The following is a 21,684-nucleotide window of genomic DNA, read 5'->3' on the forward strand; positions in this document are numbered from 1 at the left end:
ATGCTCGATGACCCGATAACCCTGACCCGTGCATTGTTGGCGTTCCAGACCCTCAACCCGCCGGGCGACGAGGAAGCGTGTGCGGCTTTTCTTGCCGAGCAGCTGAGCCGCCACGGTTTTGTCTGCGAGCTGCAGCGTTTCGGTGAGCGCCGTTTCAATCTGGTCGCCTGGCTTGAGGGCGACGGCCCCGGCAAACCGCTGGGGTTCACCGGCCACCTGGATACCGTACCGCTCGGCAATGCCACCTGGAGTCACTCGCCGTTTGCCGGTGAGATTGCCGACGGCCGGCTTTACGGGCGAGGATCCAGCGACATGAAAGCGGGCATTGCCGCCTTCATCGTGGCCTGCCAGCGCAGCCGTGATTCCATTCGACGCGGGCCCGGCGTTCGCCTGATACTCACCGGCGGAGAGGAAACCGGCTGTGACGGCGCCAAGGCACTGTGCAGTGACGCGCCCCACTTGCTCGGTGAACTGGGCGCACTGCTGATCGGAGAGCCGACGGCCAACTACCCGATACTCGGGCACAAAGGCGCGTTATGGCTGCGCTGCGCCAGCCATGGCCTGACGGCCCACGGCGCCATGCCGGAAGAAGGCGTGAACGCTATCTACCTGGCCGCCGAACACATTGGCCGCGCGCAGACCTTTGAAGTAGGCCCTGCACATCCACTCATGCGCAAGCCGACGCTGAACGTCGGCACCATCAGCGGCGGCCTGAACATCAACTCGGTGCCGGACTACGCAGCGTTCACCCTGGACCTGCGCACTGCACCGAATCTGGACCACGATGAAATTCGCGGACGGCTGGCGGCCCACCTGGGCAGCAGCGCGGAGTTGAGCACCCTGATTGATCTGCCTGGTATTTGTGCCAGCCCCGACGAGCCTTGGGTGCAACAGGTTTTTGCACGCTGCCAGGCCTTGCATGACGCTCCCCTGGAGGAAAAGGCAGTGCCCTACTTTACCGATGCTGCCGTGCTGCTCCCCGCCATCGACTATCCGCCCACCCTTATTCTCGGCCCGGGGGAGCCCGCTATGGCGCACAAGGTCGATGAGTATTGTGAAGTCGACAAACTTCACCAATGCGTCGAGTTGTATGCCGGATTGATCGAAGACTGGACAGCCCTGCACGTGTGATGCGGAGCGTTGCGCAACTCTGCCAGTGCGTGCCGTTTAGCACACCTGCACTATTTGATTTAACTGCGCACTCGTTGAGTATTGTCGCTGCCTTTAGCGCGGAACAGGCTGTGTCTGAACAGCCTTGACGAGCATCGGCTTACTTACCCGTCAGGTAGTAACTGACTCCATAAAAAGGTAATGATCCATGAATAAAGAATTGATGATGCGCGAACTCAACGAGCAGGAAATGTCACAGATCAACGGTGGCATGAGCACCGGCGAAGGCGTTGCGGCCATTGGTGTGGTGGTGGCGGCTACCGCTCTGGCGCCTGCGACTGCGGTCGGTGCCGGAGTGATACTGGCCGGTGTAGCAGCTGTCAGCGCTTTTGATGCGTTCCAAAGCTACCAGATGGCGCAATAACACGTTTTGTCATGCTGCGTGAACACTGTGCTACAGGCACTTATGCAGTACTTAGGAGAACCCTATGACATCCGATCGTTATAAAGTATTTGGGAAAGCCGTCAATTCGTCATTACTGTTCTGGCTCACAGCGGTTTCTTTTCTGATCGCCGCCAGCCTGGACTTTCAATGGAGCTACATTGGATTCGCCGGTATGTTTGCAGCTGTCGCTGTTGGCGGCCTCAGTGAAAACGCTCATAGCGACCAGGAGAGTTGACATGATGTCCCGGCCCCTAGAAACCATTAACACTCATGAACTGACAGATGCCGAATTGCAGCGGGTGTCCGGTGGTGCTGATTTCACCATCATGCCGGTACCCGGTGTTGGCGTGATCAAGCCTGATCCGGTCTGCGTCTATCCATTCCCTGACGTGCCTCCACCGTCAGACATTCGTGGGCCATTCATTGGTTGATGCCCTGTGTGCCCTGGCCAGATCAGGGCACATTCACCCGCCTCTCGCGAACCGACAACAGGTTCAGGCGCAATTCCGATGGTCGCAGCGGCTTGGACAGTACGGACACTTCCGCGCCATGCAACGATTCAAGAACGACGTCCATCTCTCGCCCGGTGACGATGAGTGCCGGTACGTCCCAGCCTCGGGCAGCCCTTATGCTTTCGATGCAATCAAGGCCGTTGGCCGTCGTACCCAGATCATAATCGGCGACGATGATGTCGCAATTGGTAGTCAGGCCCTCGGCTGAAAGCGCGGTCTGGACTTCGCACCCCCATCGCTCCAACAATGCGGCGGTGGCCATCAGCACGTTGCGGTCGTCTTCCACCAGACAGATCCTGACGCCTTTTAGCAGGCTGTCGCCCAATGGTTTTCTGCGCACAGGCTGTACCGGAGCACTCACTTCTTCAAGTCCGTGAATGGTCACCGTGGTGCCGCGGTTGACCCGCGAATCGATAGTGATCTGTACTTCCAGAATCTGACTGAGTCGCTTGACGATGGACAACCCCAGCCCTACGCCTTCCACGTCCTTGTCGCGCACATGCCGGATGCGGTAAAACTCGTCGCAGACTTTGGGCAGATGCTCCGCCGCAATGCCACGCCCCTGATCGTGCACGCTGATCGACAAGCCACCGTTGCGGCGACGCACACCGATCAGCACCGGGTGCTCGGGGGCATATTTGAGTGCATTGGACAGAATGTTCTGCACCATCGTGGCAAGCAAGGTGGCATCGACTCTGACCCAGCGTCGACAAGGCCGGACTCTCAACTCCACGCCGGCCCATCGGGCAGCCGCCGTATTTTGCTGCACGATTTCATTGAGCATGTCGCCCAGATTGACCACGTCCGACTTGGCCGACACCTTGCCGCTGTCCAGCGTGTAGATATCCAGAATCGAGCGAAACAACTGCGAAAGGTTGTGCAGGGAACGATCGATGTTGTCGACCAGTTGCCGCTCGTATTCGCCAAGCGGGCTGGCGCGCAGGCACGCAGTGAACATGCCGATGGAGTGAATGGGCTGGCGCAGATCATGGCTCGCCTGGGCGAGAAAACGCTCTTTTTCACGGTTGGCGACAGTCGCCTGCTCTGACGCCTGCCGAGCCCTTACCAACAAAATGTGAGCGTAGCCGGGCACCAGAATTGTGACAGCGATCAGCATCAGTACCACAAATGGTTGCGCCTGCCAGTAAGGCGTCAATTGATAGATGATCAATATCGCCAGCAGCGCGAGCGAGGCTGCAATCGCCAGATAACGCGAGCCGAAGCGCATACCGTTACCCAGGGTCACCCAGACCATCACACTGAAAATCGGCAGCGTTGCTTCACCACCCACGACCAGGCCGACGGAAATTGCGGTGTAGTCATGCACCATCCCGAAGACACGGCGCACCGGAAACACACCCGGGTAAGTGATGATGTGCTGGCGCAGAATCAGAGACACCACCAGAAAGGCGACGTAATAGAGAATGATCGGTTGATACTTCGCTACATCGAGCCCAGGCAGAAACCCCACCAGCGACACATAGATGATCGCGCAGGTTGCCACGATCAGCCTCAGCGTTGCCTGATCCCGTTCAGCGTTTTTCCGGTCGTCCATCAACGCACCTCGATTTACTGCGAACTCATACCGCTTGGGATCGTGCGCAGTACAGGCTTGTGGTGTGCCATCTTGCACGGCAACTTAATTACACTTCAGTCGCCACCATCATCTGATTGGCGTCCTGCAAACCGGCCTTTCCAGAGTGTCGCGGCAGCGCGTAAATAATGACTCTAATTTTGTATCACAGGCGATACATATTGTTGCTATCGAGTATGATAACCCGACTAAAAATTCGGAAGCAGAGGCATGGCGTGCAGAATCATAGTGGCTGACGACCACCCCTTATTTCGCGAAGGCATGTTGCGCACCATCGAACGTCTACTGCCAGAAGCACTCATTGAGCAAGCCGGCAATTTCAATGAAGTGCTGACGCTGGCGCGCTCCGGTGACGAAGTTGACACACTGATTCTCGACCTGCGCTTTCCCGGTCTGGAGTCGATGCACACCATCGCCGAACTGCGCAATGAGTTCCGACGCACCTCGATCATCGTGGTCTCGATGATCGATGATCCGGAGACCATCTCCCAAGTCATGTTGAACGGCGCTGATGGCTTTATCGGCAAGAACATCGACCCGCAGGAAATAACCGACTCCATCGTCGCTATCCGTCAGGGCGAAGTCGTCGTCAAGTACAAGTCTGAAGGATCAATTTTCAACGAATCGGCCGTTAATGCGCTAAGCCCTCTTACTGCCCGCCAGAAACAAGTACTTGGCCTGGTGGCTGCCGGTAAAACCAACAAGGAAATCGCCAAGGATCTGGGTATCTCGCCTTTCACTGTGCGTATACATGTTTCTAGCCTGCTCAAAGTGCTGGGCGTGTCCACCCGAGCGGCCGCCGCAGCGCAATTCTCCAGCCTGGCGATCAAGTAAGTGCTTGAAAAACGTTCAGTCGTCGATGTTCAGACTGCCAAGGTCAGATGCCAGTTGCAGCTTGGCGTTATGCCAGTTGACCAACGATTCCACACGTTTCTGAGTCGCTGAGGCCAGATCATTCTGCGAGCGCAGAAGCTCGAGAATACTGCCCACCCCGGCTTTGTAACGCCCTTGGGCAATTTCATAAGACTTGCTCGCACTCTCGACAAACAGACGACTGATGGCCAGTGCCCGGGTTCTGGATTCCAGCGCCTGCTGACTCTTCCAGACGCTCAACGCAATACTGTTTTCAACCTCATGCAACGCCTGTTCGCGAGCAGCGCTTTCGTAACTGGCAGCCTTCGCCCTGCGCCGATTGAGAAAGCCATCGAAAATCGGCACCGTGATTTGCACACCGATTGTCCAGGTGTCTATCTCCTGACGGGTGGAAACCTGCTCGATGGGCGTATCCTGGCGACTGTAGTTACTGAACAGCGAGATGGACGGTCGGCTCTGAGCTTTCGCCTCATCAACTCTTGCCTGACTCGCCGCCCAGTCCGCACGGGCTTTTTCTATAGAGGGATGCAGCGCCCTGGCCTGCTCCATCAATGCATTGACGTCCCCCAGAAATGCTACGTCCTCACTGCCCGGCTCATCCAACGCAACCAGTTTGAGCGGGGCACCGGGTGATAACCCGAGCTGGCTGGCCAATTCGCCGCGCGCCGCTGCCAGGTCGCCTTCCGCCATCACTCGATCCAGCTGCGCTTCGGCAAAATCGGATTGTGCCTGCAGACGATCAGTCTGCTCACCGGCGCCAGCACGGTATTTCGCGTCAGCAGCTTTCAAGCTGTTGTCGGCAAGACGTTCTGCACTGACTTTGGCCTGCAACAGCGCGGTGTTGGCCTGCACCTGGTAAAAGACTCTGGCGGTGGCAAGCATCGACTTCTGCACTTCCTCAATGCGGCTGCTACTGGCGGCGTTCAATAATTGCCGGGCACTTTCGACTTTTGCGGCGCGAAGACCGAAGTCAAATAGCACCCAGCTCATGTTCACGCCGTAGATGCTGGTACTGGCGTTCAGCCTTGAATTGGCTTCGGAGAACCCCGGATAACGCGTGGTCTTACCGGCCCGGCCTTTTTGAAACTGCCCTTCCACGGTCGGGTAGTAGGCCGAATGCTCGGCGTCCATCTCCGCTTGACGCGCCAGCTCGGTCAGCCACGCTTCACGCAACTTGGGATCGGCACACAACGCGACAGACACCGCCGTCGCGAGGTTCAGGGTATCGGGAAGCCGACTGGAACCAGGGCACGCCGGTACGCGGTTATCCGCCATGCACAGCGACGCCAGCAATATACCCGCGACGCTCGACAAGGCCCATTTGCCGACACGGCGCATCACGGCTCGGAGCCCTGCGCTGAAGGCTCTCCGAGCACGGGGCCGTCGTAGGCAATTCGACCATTGGCCAGCGCCACGACCCGATCCGCCGATCGAATGGTTTCCGGTCGGTGGGCGACAATGATCCGGGTGATGTTCAGCGTCTCAAGCGCCTGATTGACCGCCGCTTCGCGAGTAATGTCCAGATGGCTGGTCGCTTCATCGAGAAACAGCAACTGCGGTCTTTTATAAAGCGCCCGGGCCAGCAATACCCGCTGCTTCTGACCGCCGGACAATACAGTCCCCATGTCACCCACCAGCGTGTTGTAGCCCATCGGCATCTGGGCGATGTCATCGTGGACAGCGGCCAGCCGTGCACACTGCTCAATCCATTGCTGGTCGGCACTGGTCTCGAAAAAGCTGATGTTGTCGCCAATCGACCCGGCGAACAGCACATCATCCTGAAGTACCGTGCCGGTCAGGCGCCGCAGCCTGCTGACATGATCAGGCCCGACCGGCTGTCCATCCAGCAGAACACTACCGGCGCTGGGTGCCAGGATGCCGAGCATGACGTTGAGCAAAGTGCTTTTGCCGCCACCCGACGGACCGACGATGGCGACCGACTCGCCAGCGCGAACATGGATCGACACACCATCCAGCACGTAAGGTTCGTACTCGGAATAGCGAAAGCGTACATCACGTACTTCAAGGCTGGGCACGTTCTCACTGCTGGCGTCATCCGACCCATCCAGTCCCGAAACCGGCTCGGCGTCCTGCAGCACAATGTCGGCCAGGCGCTCACCATGCAGGCGCAGCATGATCACGTCGACGATCTTGTCGATCAGCCCGGCGACACGGCCGTTGAACTGCTCTTTGTACGAGTTGAATGCAATCAGCATCCCGGCACTGAACTGCCCCTCCAGCACCAGCGTGGCGCCCAGCCAGATCACAATGATCGTCACCAGCCCGAACAGTACGCCGTTGAAGGTGCGATAAGCCAGTTGCAGTTTCTGGGGGTGCAAGCCGGCGTTGATTTCCTCCACCAGCAAGGCGCTCCAGGCGCTGCAACGCTGCTCAGGACGATTGAAAAGCTTGATGGTGCGCACGCCGCGCACGCTTTCCAGAAAGTGTGATTGTTGACGAGCCGCATGGACCAGCTGATTCTCGCTGGCACGCCGCAACGGCCCGAACCATGCCCAGCGCGCCAAGGCATAAATCACCATCGCCACCACGGCTACCAACGCCAGTTTAGGGCTGTAAGCGATCATCAGTCCCAGCGTAATGACCGTCATCAGCCCGTCGAGTATGGCTTCAATGAACGACGTGGTGACTGTCTGCTGGATCGACTTCAGAGAGCCGAAGCGCGAGACGATATCGCCAAGATGGCGGCGCTCGAAAAACGCTACTGGCAAACGCAGCAGATGAGTGAACACATTAATCTGCCACTGCGCACCGAGCATTGTACTCAGGTACATAAGCGCCCACCCACGGGCCAGCGCAACGGTATGCTGCATGATCAACAGAATGCCGAAGCCGATGGCCAGCACCGCCAGCAGATCCAGATCAGCGCTGACCAGCACCTTGTCGATCACGGTCTGCATGAAAAACGGGCTGAGAATAGTGCACAGCTCCAGCGCCAGTGCCAACAGCAGCACGTGGGTGAGCACCCGGCCAAACCCGTGCACTCGCCCCAGCAACTTGCGCAACGAAATCGGCGGCCGGGCAGCCACTGGCTGGAAATCACTCTCGGGCCACACCTCCAGCGCCACGCCGGTAAAGGCCGCCGACACCTCATCCAGAGACAGCTTGCACAGGCCACGCGCAGGATCGTGCAGCACCACGCCGTACGCCGTAACCTCCCTGAGCACCACGAAGTGATTAAAGTTCCAGTGCAGCACACAAGGCAGTTGCAGTTGACCCAGCGCACTCAGTTCAACGCGCAATGCCCGGCTGCCAAGCCCGAGTTGCGCGGCCATGCTGATCAGTTGCTTGAGGTTCACGCCTTTCATCGACGGCGAAAGGCGCTTACGCAGAGAAAAAAGGTCGCTGTGCTGTCCATGGTAACGGGCAATCATGGCCATGCACGCCAGACCGCATTCAGTGGCTTCGGTCTGCAACACCACCGGCAGTTTGGTTCCAACCCCGAAAGTGAACGCATTTTTGAGGTTCAAAGGCGTTTTCCTATTCCGCGCAAAGGCTCGAGCAGCCACTCATAGAGCGGCAGCTTTTCCTGCATGATGTCGGCGTCAAGCTGCATGCCGGAGCGCAAGCGCTCGCGTTTGCCCTGACCCTCGATGACTTGTGACGCCAGCGCGACCGTGACCCGATAGAAAGGGCCTTGCTCGCGCATCTGCTCGGAAACATTGCCCAGCGTCATGACTTCCTCAGCAGGCAATGCAGTACGTGAAATCGACGACACCCTGCCCGGCTGCAGGCCGAAGCGCTGATAGGGATAGGCTTGGTAACGCAACATCACGGTATCGCCGGCGCGCACAAAGCCCACCGAGCGACTGGGCAGATACAACTCCGCGTGCAGCTTTGCATTGGCAGGCACGATGCTCAGGAGCGGCCGCGCACTGTCGACCCGTGAGCCGTTGGAGACCGCGATGGCGGTTGCCTCACCGGCCGTTGGTGCAGTAATCAGGACCTCCCGTTTGGTTTCACTTTCGACCAACTGGTCCTGATTCTCGGCCAGCCTGCGTTGCAGATCGGCCAGTTGCTTGCTGTGGTTGAACGGCAACTCGACCAGCTCCGCGCGCAGCCTGGTGCTTTCGGCGCGCACTGTCAGCAGCGAGCGATTCAGCTCTTCACCACGCAGGCGCATGTCCAGCACGGCGTCTTCTTTTTCCTGAAGCTGATCACGAGACACATAATCCTGGCGTTGCAGGTTGGCGTAGCGTTCGGCAATCCCTTTGGTTAACGCCAGCCGCTGACGCGCCAGGTCGATTTGCGCGAGTATTTTCTGCTGTTCGGTTTCCAACGCTTCGACTTGACGCTTTTTGCCTTCCAACTCCTGCTGATGCAGGGCCAGGGTCTTGTCGATCTCCTGAGTCAGGCTTTCCTGACGTCGTTTGATCGAGAGGCTGATCGCCCGTTGCGCACCGCCCGCTTCGCCGTTTTGCGTATCGCTGGACAACGCCATCAACACAGCGTCGGCATTCACCGGCTGCCCTTCGCTGATGCCCAGGTTGTTGACCACCCCGGCTTGCGGCGCATAAATCCTGATCAGACCTTTTTCAGGCAGCACCACACCGCTCGCCGCCGTACGTTTGGTGTATGTAGCGAAAGTCAGAAACAGCCCCATGCAGATGCAGAACAGTAGCGCGACGGCGGCTGCCAGGCGCATCGATACCGGGCTGATCAACAAGACCGTACCCAGCGTGCTGCGCTTCTGAGCGGCGAGCGCTTCAGGTCGAAAGAGCATAAATATGCATCGCGTCGATCATCAGGAATGCGCCATAAGAAACCACAGGGCTCGACAGTATTTAAAGAGAGGGGCGAATAGAAGCCGGACAGTTTCATATAGCCGTCACATGAGTAACGGGCAAACCCTTCACCGACCGACTGAACGTCACCGTATTTAAAGCGCGACGTATTAAAGCGTTGGCGACCGACCACCTCAATAGCACACATGAACTAGTCGCCAAAAGACAGCGGCACAGATAGCTCATGTGTACTATTGCTACTCGCGTCAGGGGATGATTTTAATAACGCTCTCTGCCGTAGGTCGCTGCTACGGAAGACTTGACTTTTCAATGACCCGCTTAGAGGAAATGACGCGATGACTCAAGCAATTAACCCAAAAAAAGCACACGAAACGCTTCATACCGGTCAGGCAGTTCGACTGTTGAACGAGGCAGAGCTGGACTGCGTGGGAGGCGGTATTGAGTTCAGTGCTTTTGGTTATACCTTCGCAGGCGGCGAGTCGTTTGCCCCCGGCTATAACTACGCCTCTATCACCAACTCGCGCGGTATTCCAATTTATTACACCACCTGGCAGAACTGATAAGGCCATCGCATGCAAGTGACAGGACCCGGACTGCCTCCGGGTTCCGTACTCACGAACATCTAAAGCCTGCGTTATACAGCGCGCCGACATTGCCAGGTTCTGGACGAAACGCCGGCGCGAAGGTCAGGCAAGGCAAAAGCAGTCGCGCAGCGGCCGAGGTCGCGTTCGACGCTACGTGATGTAAAGAGCATGCTGACTGGACGCGCATCCCACCCCGTTTCTTTAACGCAACGTCCCCAAGCGCACCCACTTTTCGTACAGAGCCTGCCCCCTTTTCTTTTATACAATATCTGTGTACCGCCATCGACGCGCTGAACACATGACGTGCCTCTCAGCAGTACTGGACTGACCAGGAAAACGTGATGTCGATTCTCTCCCGATGCAGAGACCTGGAAATGATCCAGGCGTTGTTGCGCATGGCAGTGATTGCCACCTCTGCACTGTACGCATTGATCATGCACGCACTGGACGACATGTCCGGCAGCCGAATGTGGGTCATTCTCGGCTATTGCCTGGGCTTCGCCATCGTTGGTATCGGGCTTATCTGGCGTATTGCAGTACGGCCCGGTGTGTCTACCCGGCGCAGAATGTTCGCGCTGGTCGTCGATAACATGGCCGGGATCGTCACAATCACTGTGGGTGGCGAACCGATGCTGCCGGTTTACTCGGTAATGCTCAGCATGACGGTGGGGTATGGCATGCGTTACGGGCGCAATTACCTGTTGCTGGCGACCGGCTTTGCCTTGTCGTCTTTGTGCCTGATCATCCAGCTCACCCCTTTCCTTCAAGAGCATCCCGCCGTTGCGGTGATGATGATCCTGACCATGCTGGTGCTGCCGTCGTTCGTTTACTTCCTGCTCTCGCGATTGCACATCGCACTGAATGAAACCCAGGCGGCCAATGAGGCGAAATCAAGGTTTCTTGCCGAGGCCAGCCATGACCTGCGGCAACCGATTCACTCCATCAGCCTGTTTACTGCCTGTCTGCGCGACGCTTCATTGGGCACAGACGAGCGCCGCCTGGTCGATAACATCGACCGGGCACTCAGCGCTGTAGAACAGCTTTTCCGCTCTCTGCTGGATATCTATACCCTCAATCAGGGAGAAGTGAGTCCACGCCTCGAGACGATTGATGTGGACGCATTAATCAATGGCCTGGTCAGCCAGAACAGTGAGGCGGCCAGCTGGGCCGGTGTCGAAATCCGCGTGCGCCCGTGCCGGCAACAGATACGCAGCGACCCTGCGCTGCTTCGCACCCTGCTGCAAAACCTTATCTCGAACGCCTTTAAATATGCCCCCGGCAAACCCCTGCTTATTGCTTGCAGACCCCGCAAGGGGACGTTGGACATCGGCGTCTACGACATGGGCCGCGGTATTTCGGAAAAGCATCTCCCTCATTTGTGCAACGAGTTTTATCGCGTCCGCGAAGAGCGTGATCAGGACATTGAAGGCGTAGGGCTTGGGCTAAGTATCGTCAAACGCATCGCCGGTCTGCTGAAGCTGCACATCCGGATTGGTTCGCGCCTGGATAAAGGCACTGCGGTTGTCATCAGCGGGCTACCGATTGTGGCGGCACGGCAAATCGCGCACGCTCCGGACATCGACTGGAACAAACACCTGTTGGGCGGTTTACGTGTTCTGCTGATCGAGGATAATTACAACGTGCTGCAGGCCACCGCGATGCTGCTGCGCAAATGGGGCTGCGACGTCCAGACCGCTTCCGCCACCCCTCAAGCGAGCGTCGATTGCGATCTGGTCGTTACCGACTTCGACCTAGACCGAAGCGCCACAGGCGCAGACTGCATTAGCTACCTCAGCCAACTGCATGGCCGCCGGATACCTGCAATCGTCATCACTGGCCACGAGATTCAGCATGTACAGCAATCGCTGAATGACCCACAGATACCGGTTCTGTCCAAACCGGTACGGCCTGCGGAGTTACGTTCACTGCTCCTGAGTTTCAAGATGGACTTGATACAGACGACACGTCGCGCGTCTCTTACCGGGTCATGAGTGCGACAGTCAGCCAACAGCGCACGTTAGTTTGATTACAACGGCGTTATAGTTCGCTAGTACACCTGTACTATAGTGAATACTTACGCCGTTAGCCTAAGCTAAGAAAGAAATGACTTCATTATATATAGACGCTGAAAAGCTTTTCACCGCAAGGCTTTTTCGCACGTTTCTGTCTGTCTATAAAAACTTTCAACAACTGATTTACCATCAGGGGCATTCGGCATGGGCAATTATTATTCACTGGCGCGGCTAAAAGGTTTAGCGGTTGCGATAACAGTCATGGCCGCTTTAACGGCCTGTTCGACGGGGGGCAGTAACCCTCTTGGCGGGCTGGATGCGTTGACGGGTGAGCCTAAGTTTGAGCCTGACTATATAAAAGCCAATATCATTCCCAAAAAATCGACCAAATCTCAAATCCGGGCGAAATTTGGTGCTCCTAATTCGGCGGAAGATGATGTCGGCGACAACTCCGCACAGTGGTCATACGAGCGTGGCGAATCAGGCGTGGCAATGCTGAAGAAAATGGCCTACAAGTACAGTTACAAGTACGGCGCCGGAACGTCGAACTCAGTATTGGCGCAGGCAGATGGTCACTTGGGAGATGCCGAAGATGTGATGGATGACGTCAGTACCGTCACAGGAACGAAGAGTACGGGTATGAAGAAGGTGATCAACAGGATAGTCATACTTTTCAACGGCGAGACGGTCGACCGGTTCTATACATACTGACCGCTCAGCAATAAGTGTGAAGCCGGTAATGCTGCGATTACCGGCGGTTCAGCCTGTCATTTTTGAAGCGTAAACTCGGCCTTGTCGAAAGACAGCCAGCAGGAATCGTTGTCGGTCCATTTTGACTCGCTGGTGCCGAGAACACCCTTCATCAGAATCTTGTCGCCTTTCTTTAATCCGCTGATCTTCTTCTTGTTCACCAGCAGATCATCGCGGGTCAGCCCTTGACCGGTGCATTTGGGGTTCTTGGGGTCGGTGAAGATGATCGCAATCTGATTCTGACCGATGGCTGTTCCTGTCTTGGTAATGCGCTGCACAATGCCAGGGATGATCAGCGTGTTAGCGTCCCACTTTTCCTTGGCAGTGACCTCATTGGTTTCCCAGTCGTTCCAGATTTCCGTCAATGTCGTTTGCTTGGCAGTTGTCAGCCCCCGAAGATCCCCGCTCAGCAAATCTCCGGTCTGATCAAAGACCCCGTTTGTCACCGACATGGCCTGATCAAGCCCCGCGCATCCTGACAAGGCCAGAACTAACGGAAACAAGGCTGCACTTTTCATTCACATACTCCGCCGACTGATCGATGCAGGAGTTACCCACGCATCCATTATTTAAGTAACCACGACATGCACATCGCACGGGACTGTATCTACGACCTGAGGGCGTATCAATAGTACAGATGCGCTATACGGCGTACTGTTTTTGATCACAGAAGCAAGCCATCAAATTTTTATGTCACCCCCGCAAAAACCTGGACCTTCCTCGAGCCGGTCCAGGCTAACTGACAGGCATTAGAACAACGCCTGGAAAATTTAACCGGGCGTTATGAGAGTCTCTTTCAGGATCAGAATCTATACGTCGCCCCAATACCGTATAAACTCGCACGGCTTTTGTACGTCGCACTGTAACTGCCCAGTGCATTGGCGCGACTGACATCGACACTTTCTTCCTGAAGATACGAATAGGCGACATCCAGGCTCAGTTGTGGCGTGACGTCATAACCCGCCCCTACGCTGAAGACCTCGCGATCCCCGGTCGGCGTACGGGGTGAACGCCCGGTATTACCGGTCGGCGACTGATCGATAATCACGCCCGCACGCAACACCCACTGCGGATCCAGCCGATACGCAGTACCGAGCGCGTAAGCCCATGTATCGTGCCAGTTCAGGCCTTCCTGAATGGAGCCGGTCAGTGCCGAAGCCAGCGTGCCGCCTTGCGCGGCCGAGACCGGTTGATTGCGCAGGCTCAAGTCCTGCATGCTGCTCCAGCCTGTCCAGGTCGCACTGGCGTAAAGTGTCCAGGCGTCACTAAGCGCCTGAGTCACTGAAAAATCGTAAGACTCCGGCGTGGCCACTTTCAACGTACAGTCGTAACGGTTGCTCGCAAGCAACTGCGGCGGCGTTCCTGCGCCGGTGGAAACTTGCGTGTGACAGCCCAGCTTGTAATCGACCTTGGAATGGTAGGTCAGGCCTACGCGGGTGGAGTCGGTTGCGTTGAATAACACGCCGATATTGAAGCCCACGGCCGTGTCATCACCTGAAACCTTGACACGGGTGTCAGCAATGGCCGGATTAAGCGTGATGTCTGATTCAAGCGTTCCGGCAATTCGATTGAACGTCGGACCGAAGCCAATCGACAGCCTGTTATTGAAGGCGTAGCTGATGGTGGGTTGCAACGTCACCACCTTGATCTCGCTTTTGCTGGCGAACATGCGCCCCTGAAAACTGCTTTCATAATCGGTGGACAAACCGAAGGGTGCGTAGAGCCCCAGGCCGAACGCCCAGTGCTCATCGATTTTCCGGGTGTAAAAACCGAACGGCACCGTGCTGAAGGGCACCATATTGCCATCATTACTCCCTTGTGAGCGACCGGCGGCATGGCTGATGTCAGTGGATGCGTCCACGAACGCGGCCCCCATGGTGATTTGGCTGTTGTCCAGCCGCGCCATACCTGCCGGATTACCGTACACCGTGCTGGCGTCCTCAGCCATCGATGCACGGCCAGCCTGACCGCTGCCCATACCGGCGATACTTTGCTCGGTACGGGCGAAGCCGCCAGCAAGAAGTTGAGTGGATGCCAATACAGCGGCAAGGCCAAGTGTAGTTTTCAACAGGGTCATTTTAATCTGCGGCCGTTGTGATTTATAAGCGTCCATGGCGAATTTGCAACTGTCAACGTTACCCGAGGCCACGCCGATTTCTAACGTTTCAATAAAACCGCGCGATGATAAGAGTCGCCGACACCTACTTCCATAGTACAGATGAGCTATTGAATAACTGCCTGCCTGTTGATCGGAACTTATATAATCAGTAATAGGCCGCCGCTAGTACATCCGTGCTATATCCACTGCACCCTCCCCTCCTGATACTCCCGTTGTTGGCAACCCGCCGAACGGAAACGCTTAAGCCCTCGGGGCTGGCAGCCACCCTGGTGGCTTTTATGGAGTATCTGGAGTCGCTATGAACCCCCTATTCAGAATATCCCCTCTTGCTTTTGCAATTACTCTCGCACTGCTTCCAGAGGCTCAGGCCGTTGACTATGTGCTCACTAATGGTCAGGAAACCTTTAACAGCGACCGTTTGATCGATGGCGCGATCGACGTCAATGCAACTGACGGCAACACTTCTACCCTGACAATCAACAGCGGCGCAACCGTGACCAGCGAAGGCGGCAGCATCGTTGGCCAGGCCAGCAGAACCGGCGTCAATATGGCTCAGGCCAATGTTGTGGTTGAAGGGGCAGGTTCGCGCTGGGTGGTGCCTCGCACCTCATTCGTTCTCGGTAACTCGATCGTTGTCGGTGGTGTCGGCCAGGGCGATCTGACGGTCCGTAACGGAGGGCAGGTGTCGGTTCGGGATCTGGATATGGGTGAAGTTTTCGGGTCCCGTTCCAACGCATTTTCGAACGCGACGCTGTCGGTGAGTGGTCAGAACTCCCTGGTCGATGCGGTCAACATCCAGGCTGGCGGAGTGTTTGTCTATCGCTCGAGCATCACGGCCAATGACGGCGGCAAAATCAACAGCCAGCAGGTCGACATAGACTCCGTCGTCAAGCTTTCAGGCGCAGGAACCCGCTGGGACAACAGCGGCTCCTTTGTGAACAGAAACGACCTGACCCTCGAGAACGGCGCAGTACTGACGAGTAACGAGCTGCGACTGGGGTCGGCCGTTATCAACCAAAGCAATCAGGTCAATGTTACCGGACAGGGTACCCGTCTCGACGTGCAATCGCTGACGCTCGGCACCAACGTTGTCCGTACTTACCTGTCTCTGGCCGACGGTGCCGAACTGAGCGCCACTAACGGTATGCTCATCAGCTTCGTGAACGACAGCAACTCGGCGACGCGCGGCACGTTTACCATCGGCGGCCCGGTCGCGGTGGACCCTGACCGTACCGATGTTGATTCCATGACTGCAGGAGCAGCTCTGGCGGCAGGCCGACTGAACCCGCAAACCGCCGTCAGCTTTGGCACCGGCAACGGTTCCCTGGCGTTCAACCATACTGACACCGATCTGCAGTTCGCCAACACGCTGAATGGTACGGGTCGAGTGTATGCATTCAGCGGCAATACCACGCTGAGCGGCGACACCTCGGGATTGGCCGGTAGCGTCGTTGTGCGCGGCGGGCGACTGGTGTTGGCGGGGAACGTCGACCAGGTCAATCAGCGCGGCAACACAGCCACCACCCAAAGCGTTTCGCGGTTTAACGTAGGTAACGGCACATTGGTGGTCAACGGCATTGCGGGCCGCACTGAGTTCGGGACTTACACAAACAGCGCTCAGGTACTGGACGGAGGTATTCTGGCCGGCGTCGGTCAGGTGGGCAGCACCCAGGTCGCCTCCGGCGGTACGCTGTCGCCAGGAGAAAGCGCCATAGGTGCGCTGGCGATACAAGGCAACCTCGAGATGGCCGCCGGTTCACGCTACGCCGCAGACATCGCGGGCGACGGCAGCGCAGACCGGATCAACGTGAGCGGCACCGCAACCCTGCGCGGTACGCAAGTCAACGTGACCGCGCTGGATCCCGCGCAGAGCTATCAGAGCGGCAGAACCTACACGCTGCTCTCCGCCCAGGGCGGTTTGGTCGACGGCGCCGCCGCAGGCACTGCCTATGCCCAGGCACTTACCAACTCGGCGTTCCTGAATGTCGGGCTGCAACGCACAGCCAATGACCTTAACCTCACCATTGAACAAAAAAGCGTAGAACCTACGCCAACTCCAGAACCGACTCCAGAGCCGACTCCAACTCCGGAGCCTACACCTGAACCAACACCAACACCAACACCAACACCTGAGCCGACTCCAACACCTGAGCCAGAGCCGACCCCCGCGCCAACACCGGGTATCTTTCAAACGGTCATGCTGACCCAGAATCAGTTCAATACAGCGGGTGCGCTCAGCGTGCTGGAGCAAAGCGGCGAACCGCTGCGCCTCTATAACAATCTGTTGATTCTGGATGCCGAAAGCGCGCGTAATGCTGCCGATCAGCTGTCCGGCGACACGCTCGCCAGTACCTCGACCGCCCTGATCGCCAACAGCCAGGTGGTGTCCGGAGTACTGGGGACTCGTGTGCGTAATCTTCTCGATACCGGGACATTGCGGATGCCAGCCATGGCACTCAATCTGATGCCAACCACTCCACCCGCCGAAAGCGGTGCCTGGGTGCAACCATTCGGCAACTGGACCAAAACAAGCAGCAACAATGGCGCAGGCGGTCTGCATCAAAGCACAGGTGGCCTGCTGTTCGGTGCGGACGGCAGCTTCACCCCGGATTGGCGCGGCGGCGTCTACGCTGGCTATAGCCGCTCGAAGTTCGACGCCGATGATCGCGATGCCGACGGCCACAGCGACAACTATCATCTTGGCCTGTACACCGGAGCCCAGATCGATGCACTGCGCCTCAGTGCCGACGTCGGCTACACCTGGCACAAGCTGGAGAGCGAGCGGAATGTGGCCTTCGCCGGATTCAGTGATCACTTGACTGGCAAACGCGACGCGAAATCGTTGCAGGCCAGTGGTGAAGCGGCCTACCGCATACCGCTTGGCAGCGTGGCTCTGGAACCTTTCGCCGGGCTTTCCTATGTTCGCTACGACGCCAAAGATCTGCACGAAAAAGGTGGGCCAGCCGCGCTAGACGTGTCCAGCGACAAGCAGAATACCGTCTTCTCGACGCTCGGCCTGCGCGCATCGACGAACACCCGAGTGGCCAACCTCGATACCCAGGTCTACGGCTCACTGGGATGGCGACGCGCCTTTGGTGATCTGGATCCGCGAAACGAGCAGAGCTTTGCCGGCGGTCCAAACTTCGAAGTGCAAGGCGTAGCTCAAAACCGCGACACCGCCTTGACCGAAGTCGGCGCGAAGCTGCGATTGAACCGTCAGACCGATCTGGGCTTGTCTTACCAGGGGCAGTTCGGCACTGACACTCGTTTCCACTCGGTGAATGCCGGCGTGACGGTCCGCTTCTGATCGTAATTGCAGCATCGGGCTGGATAACCATTTGCACAGGCTCGCCTGGAGTGGCATCCAGCCCGAATTCATTGGAAGGCATTTACATAGTGCGATCCCGAATCCACTCCGCGTTATCGTCCTACGCGCCGATCAACGACTAACGCAAGACACTCGAACCGCCCCTTCATCGCCCTCCTGTCGGCATTCGCTCGGCTAACGTTCAAACCGTGCTCCAGGCCATCAGATTACCTGCGAGTGATGCGGCCATTTATCTCAAACAACACGACTGTTACAGGCAAGCGCTCAATCACATGCGGTGAATCGCATCTACGCCATTACGCCAGAGCTTCTGGCAGTCACTCACCAGGAACGTCAAAACCATGGCAAGGACTTAAACCGTTCTGGACAGCGGGCCGGTTGGAAGCGTAATAAGGTGCCTACAAAATTTCCCTAATGGACAGCACGTTAATGGCACTACGCGGTGATGAGGCGGACGACCATGAGTTCCGCAGCCGGTCATATCCCGTCGAGGAAGATATGGCGCAGCAGCGTCGAGTCTGGCGCTTTGAGCGCATCGGTTGGGCTGGCCTGATTGTGCTGATAGTGCTGACCCTCGCCGGCTTGTTTTCCAAAGGGCCATTGAGCCAGGTGGAGCCCGAAACGGCAGATGGCAAACTGCAGGTGAGCTACGAGCGTTTCAGCCGCAACGGCAGTCAGGACGATATGATTGTCACGTCCAAAGGCGCCCCCTCCGAAATGCGTTATCTGGTCGTCGGCAGTGGACTGCTCGAAGGCGTGTCGATCGAGAACCTCAACCCCCAGCCCGCGCCCCTTCACAGCGAAGGCCGTGATCTGGTTATTCCGATGCAGGCCGACAAGGACGGTCTGGCCACCTTGTACCTGACTGTTCGCAGTAACGGGGTGGGACTGTACCGAGGGCAAATGCATATGCTGGGTGGCGAAACGCTGCCGATGCCCAGGTTTATCTACCCGTAGAGAGAACGCGATTTATGGATGCAGTGCTCAGAGCAGCAGCGATTTATTTTGTATTGATGGTCTTGTTTCGTATTGCCGGACGCCGCTCTCTTACCGACCTCACCACCTTCGATTTCGTCTTGTTGCTGATCATTGGCGAGGCCACTCAGCAGGCGCTGCTGGGCGATGATTTTTCGGTGACTAACGCGATACTGATCATCTCCACCCTTATCGCCATAGACGTCGGCTTTTCCCTGGCCAAACGCCGATCAAAGCGGTTGGCAAAGTTTCTGGATGGCGGCCCCACGGTCATTGTGGAAGACGGCAAGCCACTGACCCAACGAATGAGAGAGGCGCGTATCAGTGAATCCGATGTGATGGAGGCAGCACGAACCACGCAAGGGATAGTGGAGATGAAGGACATCAGGTACGCGATCATCGAAAGGAACGGGGAGATATCGGTCATACCCTTCAAGTGAAGGTCTGCAAGTGATCAGGGATGGCTGCAGGCCGACTCCCGAATCAGTGCTAAAACGGACCTGCGCAGAGTTTCATGGCGACATCCTGAACATCTTTACCGATCAAGTCAGGCTGGGTGCCGAGCGGGTTGAGCACCTTCCCCGGGCGCTCGACAAACGCGGTGCGACACCCGGCCTGGGCAGCCCCGGCGATGTCCCAGGCGTGCGCTGCGACCATGATCATCTGATCCGTAGCGATGCCCAAGCGCTGTGCGACCATTTGGTAGGTTGCTGCGGCTGGCTTGAATTGACTGATTTCGCTGCCTGCCATGATGTGCTCGAAGCAGTCGGTCAATCCTGCAAATTCGAGCTGTTGCTGCAGCGCCTCCAGCGCGCCATTGCTCAGGGCAATGAGCACAAACCCGTAGTCCTTCAATAACTGCAGTGCCTGATGAACGTCCTTATGCGCAGGAAGAGATTTGATGCCTGCGGCCAGGGCCTGGCACTGATCGTCGCCCACGTCCACCTTGTGCCGTGCGGCAACCATTCTCAAAGCGCCCTGCGCCAGATCACCAAACGCCTGATACTGGCCGGTTATGGTGTTGGTCATCCAGCACTCTTGCAGTGTCAGGAACCATTCGGTGCGCACACGGCTATCGTCGAACAGTCCCTCGAAGAAAGCGTCGAGCGCGGCCAGATCCAGCAGCGTCTCGTTTACGTCAAAAATGATGTGTTTGAGCATGCTATAGGCCCCTGTTGCCTGCCTGAAGTGATGGCATCGAATGCGCCACCTGGCGGTGCTGACATCAGCCAGCACCGCCAAAGGTCACGATCAGGTCCCTGGCTTACGCCTGCTCTTCCTGCTCGTCATCATCGTGCTTGAGTGCCGGCTTCATCCCCGGCTGAGGCGCGTGCTCGGCATTCGGCGCGATTTCTTCGCCGTGGTTCTTTTTCTCTTGCTGGACTTTTTTGTCGTGAGCAACGTTACGTGGATCGGTCATGGGAATTCCTTGATTGGCAGAGGATTCGAACACCCATCGACGTGATGCATTGTTTGAGCGCCGGGGCAAGATTTGGAGTCAGGGCGTAGCCAGGCGTTCAGTGCATTTGAACCGGCACGCGAATAGCGGGTTGGGGCCTGAGTTCAGGTGACGGCGTCACGACTCCGCGGACGACAGCGTGAACGCTGGCGACTGAACCAGCTCCATGATCACTTCGCGCAAGGACTGCGCACACGGAGACAGCTCGCGATACGCCAGCGCCAGCACATAGGCGACAGGTGTACCTGGGCCCGTCAGCTCACGACAGGCAAGCCGCCCCGGCTGACGTCGGGCATAGCGCTGCGGCATGAGGGCCACACCCATGCCTCCGGCGACCAGCGCGGCGGTGGTCTGCATCTGGCGAGGCTGTTGCACGACCCGAGGAGTAAAGCCAGCGTTGGCGCAGGCCAGCAGAATGTGCGAGTGCATGCCCGGGCCATGATGCGGGGCGAACAGAATCCAGGGTTGGTCTGCCAACGCCGCAAGACCGATGGACGCACGCTCGGCCAAGGGATGATCCTGCGGCAGCACCGCAACCATGCGATCCTCGAACAGCGGCTCGATATGGATATTGCCCGGGTCTATGACCGGCAACACCAGAATGCCAACGTCCAGCCGGTCGTTGCGCAGGCCTTCAAGTTGCTCGGGAGGGGTGGCCTCCTGCAGTTGAATATCGACGTTCGGGTTCGCTGCCTGATAGCGACGCAGCAACGCCGGCAGCAAACCATCGACCACGCTGTCGACAAAGCCCAGGCGAATCGTGCCGAGCATGCCTGCCGCTGAGCGACGTGCCATTTCACAGGCCCGTTCGGCCTGCAACAGCGTTTGCCGCGCCTCGGCCAAAAACACGACGCCCGCAGCGGTCAATTGCGTGGAGCGCGTACTGCGCAGCAACAACTGCACGCCCAGGCATTCTTCCAGACGACGAATCGCAACGCTCAGGGGCGGCTGTGACATGTTCAAGCGCTGCGCGGCCTTGCGAAAATTCAAGGTTTCAGCGACCACCACGTACTGGCGCATCAATTTCAAATCAATCATCTGATATTTTTTTAGTATCAATGAGCTATCAAATTAGTATGTTACAAATAAATGAGCGTTGCACATACTTCATGGTAAACGGCTAGAGCGAGATCGCTCACAGCCTGGTCTATCGAAGAAGG

At 57.4% G+C, this 21,684-nt stretch carries 20 protein-coding genes; 11 read left to right on the top strand and 9 right to left on the bottom strand.

The genetic code is table 11. The features are described from left to right. The 4 genes from BLR16_RS24980 (at position 1) to BLR16_RS24995 (ending at position 1,986) form a co-directional block, all read left to right on the top strand. Positions 1-1,131 (top strand): M20 family metallopeptidase, encoded by a 1,131-nt coding sequence (locus BLR16_RS24980; RefSeq protein ID WP_074809121.1) that lies wholly within the window; start codon positions 1-3, stop codon positions 1,129-1,131. A gap of 187 nt (positions 1,132-1,318) precedes the next feature. Beyond that, positions 1,319-1,534 (top strand): hypothetical protein, encoded by a 216-nt coding sequence (locus BLR16_RS24985; protein ID WP_003371213.1) that lies wholly within the window; start codon positions 1,319-1,321, stop codon positions 1,532-1,534. A gap of 64 nt (positions 1,535-1,598) precedes the next feature. Beyond that, complete coding sequence (locus BLR16_RS24990; protein WP_003430765.1) at positions 1,599-1,790, top strand: hypothetical protein; 192 nt, start codon at positions 1,599-1,601, stop codon at positions 1,788-1,790. A 4-nt stretch (positions 1,791-1,794) separates the two neighbouring features. Further along, positions 1,795-1,986 carry a hypothetical protein gene (locus BLR16_RS24995; RefSeq protein WP_096120350.1) on the top strand — a complete coding sequence of 64 codons (192 nt, stop codon included), beginning with the start codon at positions 1,795-1,797 and terminating at the stop codon, positions 1,984-1,986. A gap of 22 nt (positions 1,987-2,008) precedes the next feature. On the opposite strand, the gene BLR16_RS25000 is transcribed toward BLR16_RS24995, so the two are convergent. Beyond that, on the bottom strand, positions 2,009-3,622 hold the full coding sequence (locus BLR16_RS25000; RefSeq protein ID WP_003371205.1) for an ATP-binding response regulator: 1,614 nt from the start codon (positions 3,620-3,622) through the stop codon (positions 2,009-2,011). A gap of 249 nt (positions 3,623-3,871) precedes the next feature. Here BLR16_RS25000 and BLR16_RS25005 point away from each other — a divergent pair, with 249 nt between their 5' ends. Next, on the top strand, positions 3,872-4,495 hold the full coding sequence (locus BLR16_RS25005; protein WP_003430766.1) for a response regulator: 624 nt from the start codon (positions 3,872-3,874) through the stop codon (positions 4,493-4,495). Between the two features lie 15 nt (positions 4,496-4,510). Here BLR16_RS25005 and BLR16_RS25010 read toward each other — a convergent pair whose 3' ends face one another. Genes BLR16_RS25010 through BLR16_RS25020 form a run of 3 tightly spaced genes read right to left on the bottom strand, consistent with a single transcriptional unit; the run spans position 4,511 to position 9,275 of the window. After that, positions 4,511-5,872: a TolC family protein gene (locus BLR16_RS25010; protein WP_003371202.1), complete on the bottom strand. Its 1,362-nt coding sequence runs from the start codon at positions 5,870-5,872 to the stop codon at positions 4,511-4,513. After that, complete coding sequence (locus BLR16_RS25015; RefSeq protein WP_074809119.1) at positions 5,872-8,022, bottom strand: peptidase domain-containing ABC transporter; 2,151 nt, start codon at positions 8,020-8,022, stop codon at positions 5,872-5,874. Before BLR16_RS25015 ends, BLR16_RS25010 begins: the two co-directional genes overlap by 1 nt. Next, on the bottom strand, positions 8,019-9,275 hold the full coding sequence (locus BLR16_RS25020; protein ID WP_003371197.1) for an HlyD family secretion protein: 1,257 nt from the start codon (positions 9,273-9,275) through the stop codon (positions 8,019-8,021). Before BLR16_RS25020 ends, BLR16_RS25015 begins: the two co-directional genes overlap by 4 nt. 357 nt (positions 9,276-9,632) lie before the next feature. Between BLR16_RS25020 and BLR16_RS25025 the strand changes: the two genes are divergently transcribed. From BLR16_RS25025 to BLR16_RS25035, 3 genes are all read left to right on the top strand, one after another. Beyond that, the gene (locus BLR16_RS25025) at positions 9,633-9,857 is read left to right on the top strand and encodes a hypothetical protein (RefSeq protein WP_024662187.1); all 225 of its coding nucleotides are present in this window, start codon (positions 9,633-9,635) and stop codon (positions 9,855-9,857) included. 398 nt (positions 9,858-10,255) lie between these two features. Next, positions 10,256-11,872 carry an ATP-binding response regulator gene (locus BLR16_RS25030; protein ID WP_161429463.1) on the top strand — a complete coding sequence of 539 codons (1,617 nt, stop codon included), beginning with the start codon at positions 10,256-10,258 and terminating at the stop codon, positions 11,870-11,872. 225 nt (positions 11,873-12,097) lie between these two features. Then, on the top strand, positions 12,098-12,604 hold the full coding sequence (locus BLR16_RS25035; RefSeq protein WP_003371192.1) for a hypothetical protein: 507 nt from the start codon (positions 12,098-12,100) through the stop codon (positions 12,602-12,604). Between the two features lie 56 nt (positions 12,605-12,660). On the opposite strand, the gene BLR16_RS25040 is transcribed toward BLR16_RS25035, so the two are convergent. Together BLR16_RS25040 and BLR16_RS25045 are read right to left on the bottom strand one after the other, a co-directional pair. Further along, the gene (locus BLR16_RS25040) at positions 12,661-13,161 is read right to left on the bottom strand and encodes a hypothetical protein (protein WP_024662189.1); all 501 of its coding nucleotides are present in this window, start codon (positions 13,159-13,161) and stop codon (positions 12,661-12,663) included. Between the two features lie 284 nt (positions 13,162-13,445). Continuing rightward, the gene (locus BLR16_RS25045) at positions 13,446-14,714 is read right to left on the bottom strand and encodes an OmpP1/FadL family transporter (protein WP_058396831.1); all 1,269 of its coding nucleotides are present in this window, start codon (positions 14,712-14,714) and stop codon (positions 13,446-13,448) included. Between the two features lie 427 nt (positions 14,715-15,141). Here BLR16_RS25045 and BLR16_RS25050 point away from each other — a divergent pair, with 427 nt between their 5' ends. The 3 genes from BLR16_RS25050 (at position 15,142) to BLR16_RS25060 (ending at position 19,505) form a co-directional block, all read left to right on the top strand. Beyond that, the gene (locus BLR16_RS25050; protein WP_161437954.1) at positions 15,142-18,069 is read left to right on the top strand and encodes an autotransporter family protein; all 2,928 of its coding nucleotides are present in this window, start codon (positions 15,142-15,144) and stop codon (positions 18,067-18,069) included. Positions 18,070-18,519: 450 nt separating this feature from the next. Further along, positions 18,520-19,047: a hypothetical protein gene (locus BLR16_RS25055; protein WP_003371185.1), complete on the top strand. Its 528-nt coding sequence runs from the start codon at positions 18,520-18,522 to the stop codon at positions 19,045-19,047. 14 nt (positions 19,048-19,061) lie between these two features. Then, a complete protein-coding gene (locus tag BLR16_RS25060) occupies positions 19,062-19,505 on the top strand; it encodes a DUF421 domain-containing protein (RefSeq protein WP_003371183.1) in 444 nt (147 codons plus the stop codon). A gap of 49 nt (positions 19,506-19,554) precedes the next feature. Here BLR16_RS25060 and BLR16_RS25065 read toward each other — a convergent pair whose 3' ends face one another. From BLR16_RS25065 to BLR16_RS25075, 3 genes are all read right to left on the bottom strand, one after another. Further along, on the bottom strand, positions 19,555-20,226 hold the full coding sequence (locus BLR16_RS25065; protein ID WP_003371181.1) for a haloacid dehalogenase type II: 672 nt from the start codon (positions 20,224-20,226) through the stop codon (positions 19,555-19,557). A gap of 103 nt (positions 20,227-20,329) precedes the next feature. Continuing rightward, positions 20,330-20,485 (bottom strand): hypothetical protein, encoded by a 156-nt coding sequence (locus BLR16_RS25070; RefSeq protein WP_003317799.1) that lies wholly within the window; start codon positions 20,483-20,485, stop codon positions 20,330-20,332. 156 nt (positions 20,486-20,641) lie between these two features. After that, positions 20,642-21,562 (bottom strand): LysR family transcriptional regulator, encoded by a 921-nt coding sequence (locus BLR16_RS25075; RefSeq protein ID WP_024662192.1) that lies wholly within the window; start codon positions 21,560-21,562, stop codon positions 20,642-20,644. Between the last annotated feature and the right edge of the window lie 122 nt (positions 21,563-21,684).

Origin of the sequence: Pseudomonas sp. BS3767 (assembly GCF_900099665.1) — a bacterium.
GTDB classification, from domain to species: domain Bacteria; phylum Pseudomonadota; class Gammaproteobacteria; order Pseudomonadales; family Pseudomonadaceae; genus Aquipseudomonas; species Aquipseudomonas cerasi.

Coding starts and splice junctions, on each gene's coding strand:
- BLR16_RS24980 (WP_074809121.1), top strand. CDS start 1: ATGCTCGATGACCCGATAACCCTGACCCGTGCATTGTTGGCGTTCCAG.
- BLR16_RS24985 (WP_003371213.1), top strand. CDS start 1,319: ATGAATAAAGAATTGATGATGCGCGAACTCAACGAGCAGGAAATGTCA.
- BLR16_RS24990 (WP_003430765.1), top strand. CDS start 1,599: ATGACATCCGATCGTTATAAAGTATTTGGGAAAGCCGTCAATTCGTCA.
- BLR16_RS24995 (WP_096120350.1), top strand. CDS start 1,795: ATGTCCCGGCCCCTAGAAACCATTAACACTCATGAACTGACAGATGCC.
- BLR16_RS25000 (WP_003371205.1), bottom strand. CDS start 3,622: ATGGACGACCGGAAAAACGCTGAACGGGATCAGGCAACGCTGAGGCTG.
- BLR16_RS25005 (WP_003430766.1), top strand. CDS start 3,872: ATGGCGTGCAGAATCATAGTGGCTGACGACCACCCCTTATTTCGCGAA.
- BLR16_RS25010 (WP_003371202.1), bottom strand. CDS start 5,872: ATGCGCCGTGTCGGCAAATGGGCCTTGTCGAGCGTCGCGGGTATATTG.
- BLR16_RS25020 (WP_003371197.1), bottom strand. CDS start 9,275: ATGCTCTTTCGACCTGAAGCGCTCGCCGCTCAGAAGCGCAGCACGCTG.
- BLR16_RS25025 (WP_024662187.1), top strand. CDS start 9,633: ATGACTCAAGCAATTAACCCAAAAAAAGCACACGAAACGCTTCATACC.
- BLR16_RS25030 (WP_161429463.1), top strand. CDS start 10,256: ATGATCCAGGCGTTGTTGCGCATGGCAGTGATTGCCACCTCTGCACTG.
- BLR16_RS25035 (WP_003371192.1), top strand. CDS start 12,098: ATGGGCAATTATTATTCACTGGCGCGGCTAAAAGGTTTAGCGGTTGCG.
- BLR16_RS25040 (WP_024662189.1), bottom strand. CDS start 13,161: ATGAAAAGTGCAGCCTTGTTTCCGTTAGTTCTGGCCTTGTCAGGATGC.
- BLR16_RS25055 (WP_003371185.1), top strand. CDS start 18,520: ATGGCACTACGCGGTGATGAGGCGGACGACCATGAGTTCCGCAGCCGG.
- BLR16_RS25060 (WP_003371183.1), top strand. CDS start 19,062: ATGGATGCAGTGCTCAGAGCAGCAGCGATTTATTTTGTATTGATGGTC.
- BLR16_RS25065 (WP_003371181.1), bottom strand. CDS start 20,226: ATGCTCAAACACATCATTTTTGACGTAAACGAGACGCTGCTGGATCTG.
- BLR16_RS25070 (WP_003317799.1), bottom strand. CDS start 20,485: ATGACCGATCCACGTAACGTTGCTCACGACAAAAAAGTCCAGCAAGAG.
- BLR16_RS25075 (WP_024662192.1), bottom strand. CDS start 21,562: ATGATTGATTTGAAATTGATGCGCCAGTACGTGGTGGTCGCTGAAACC.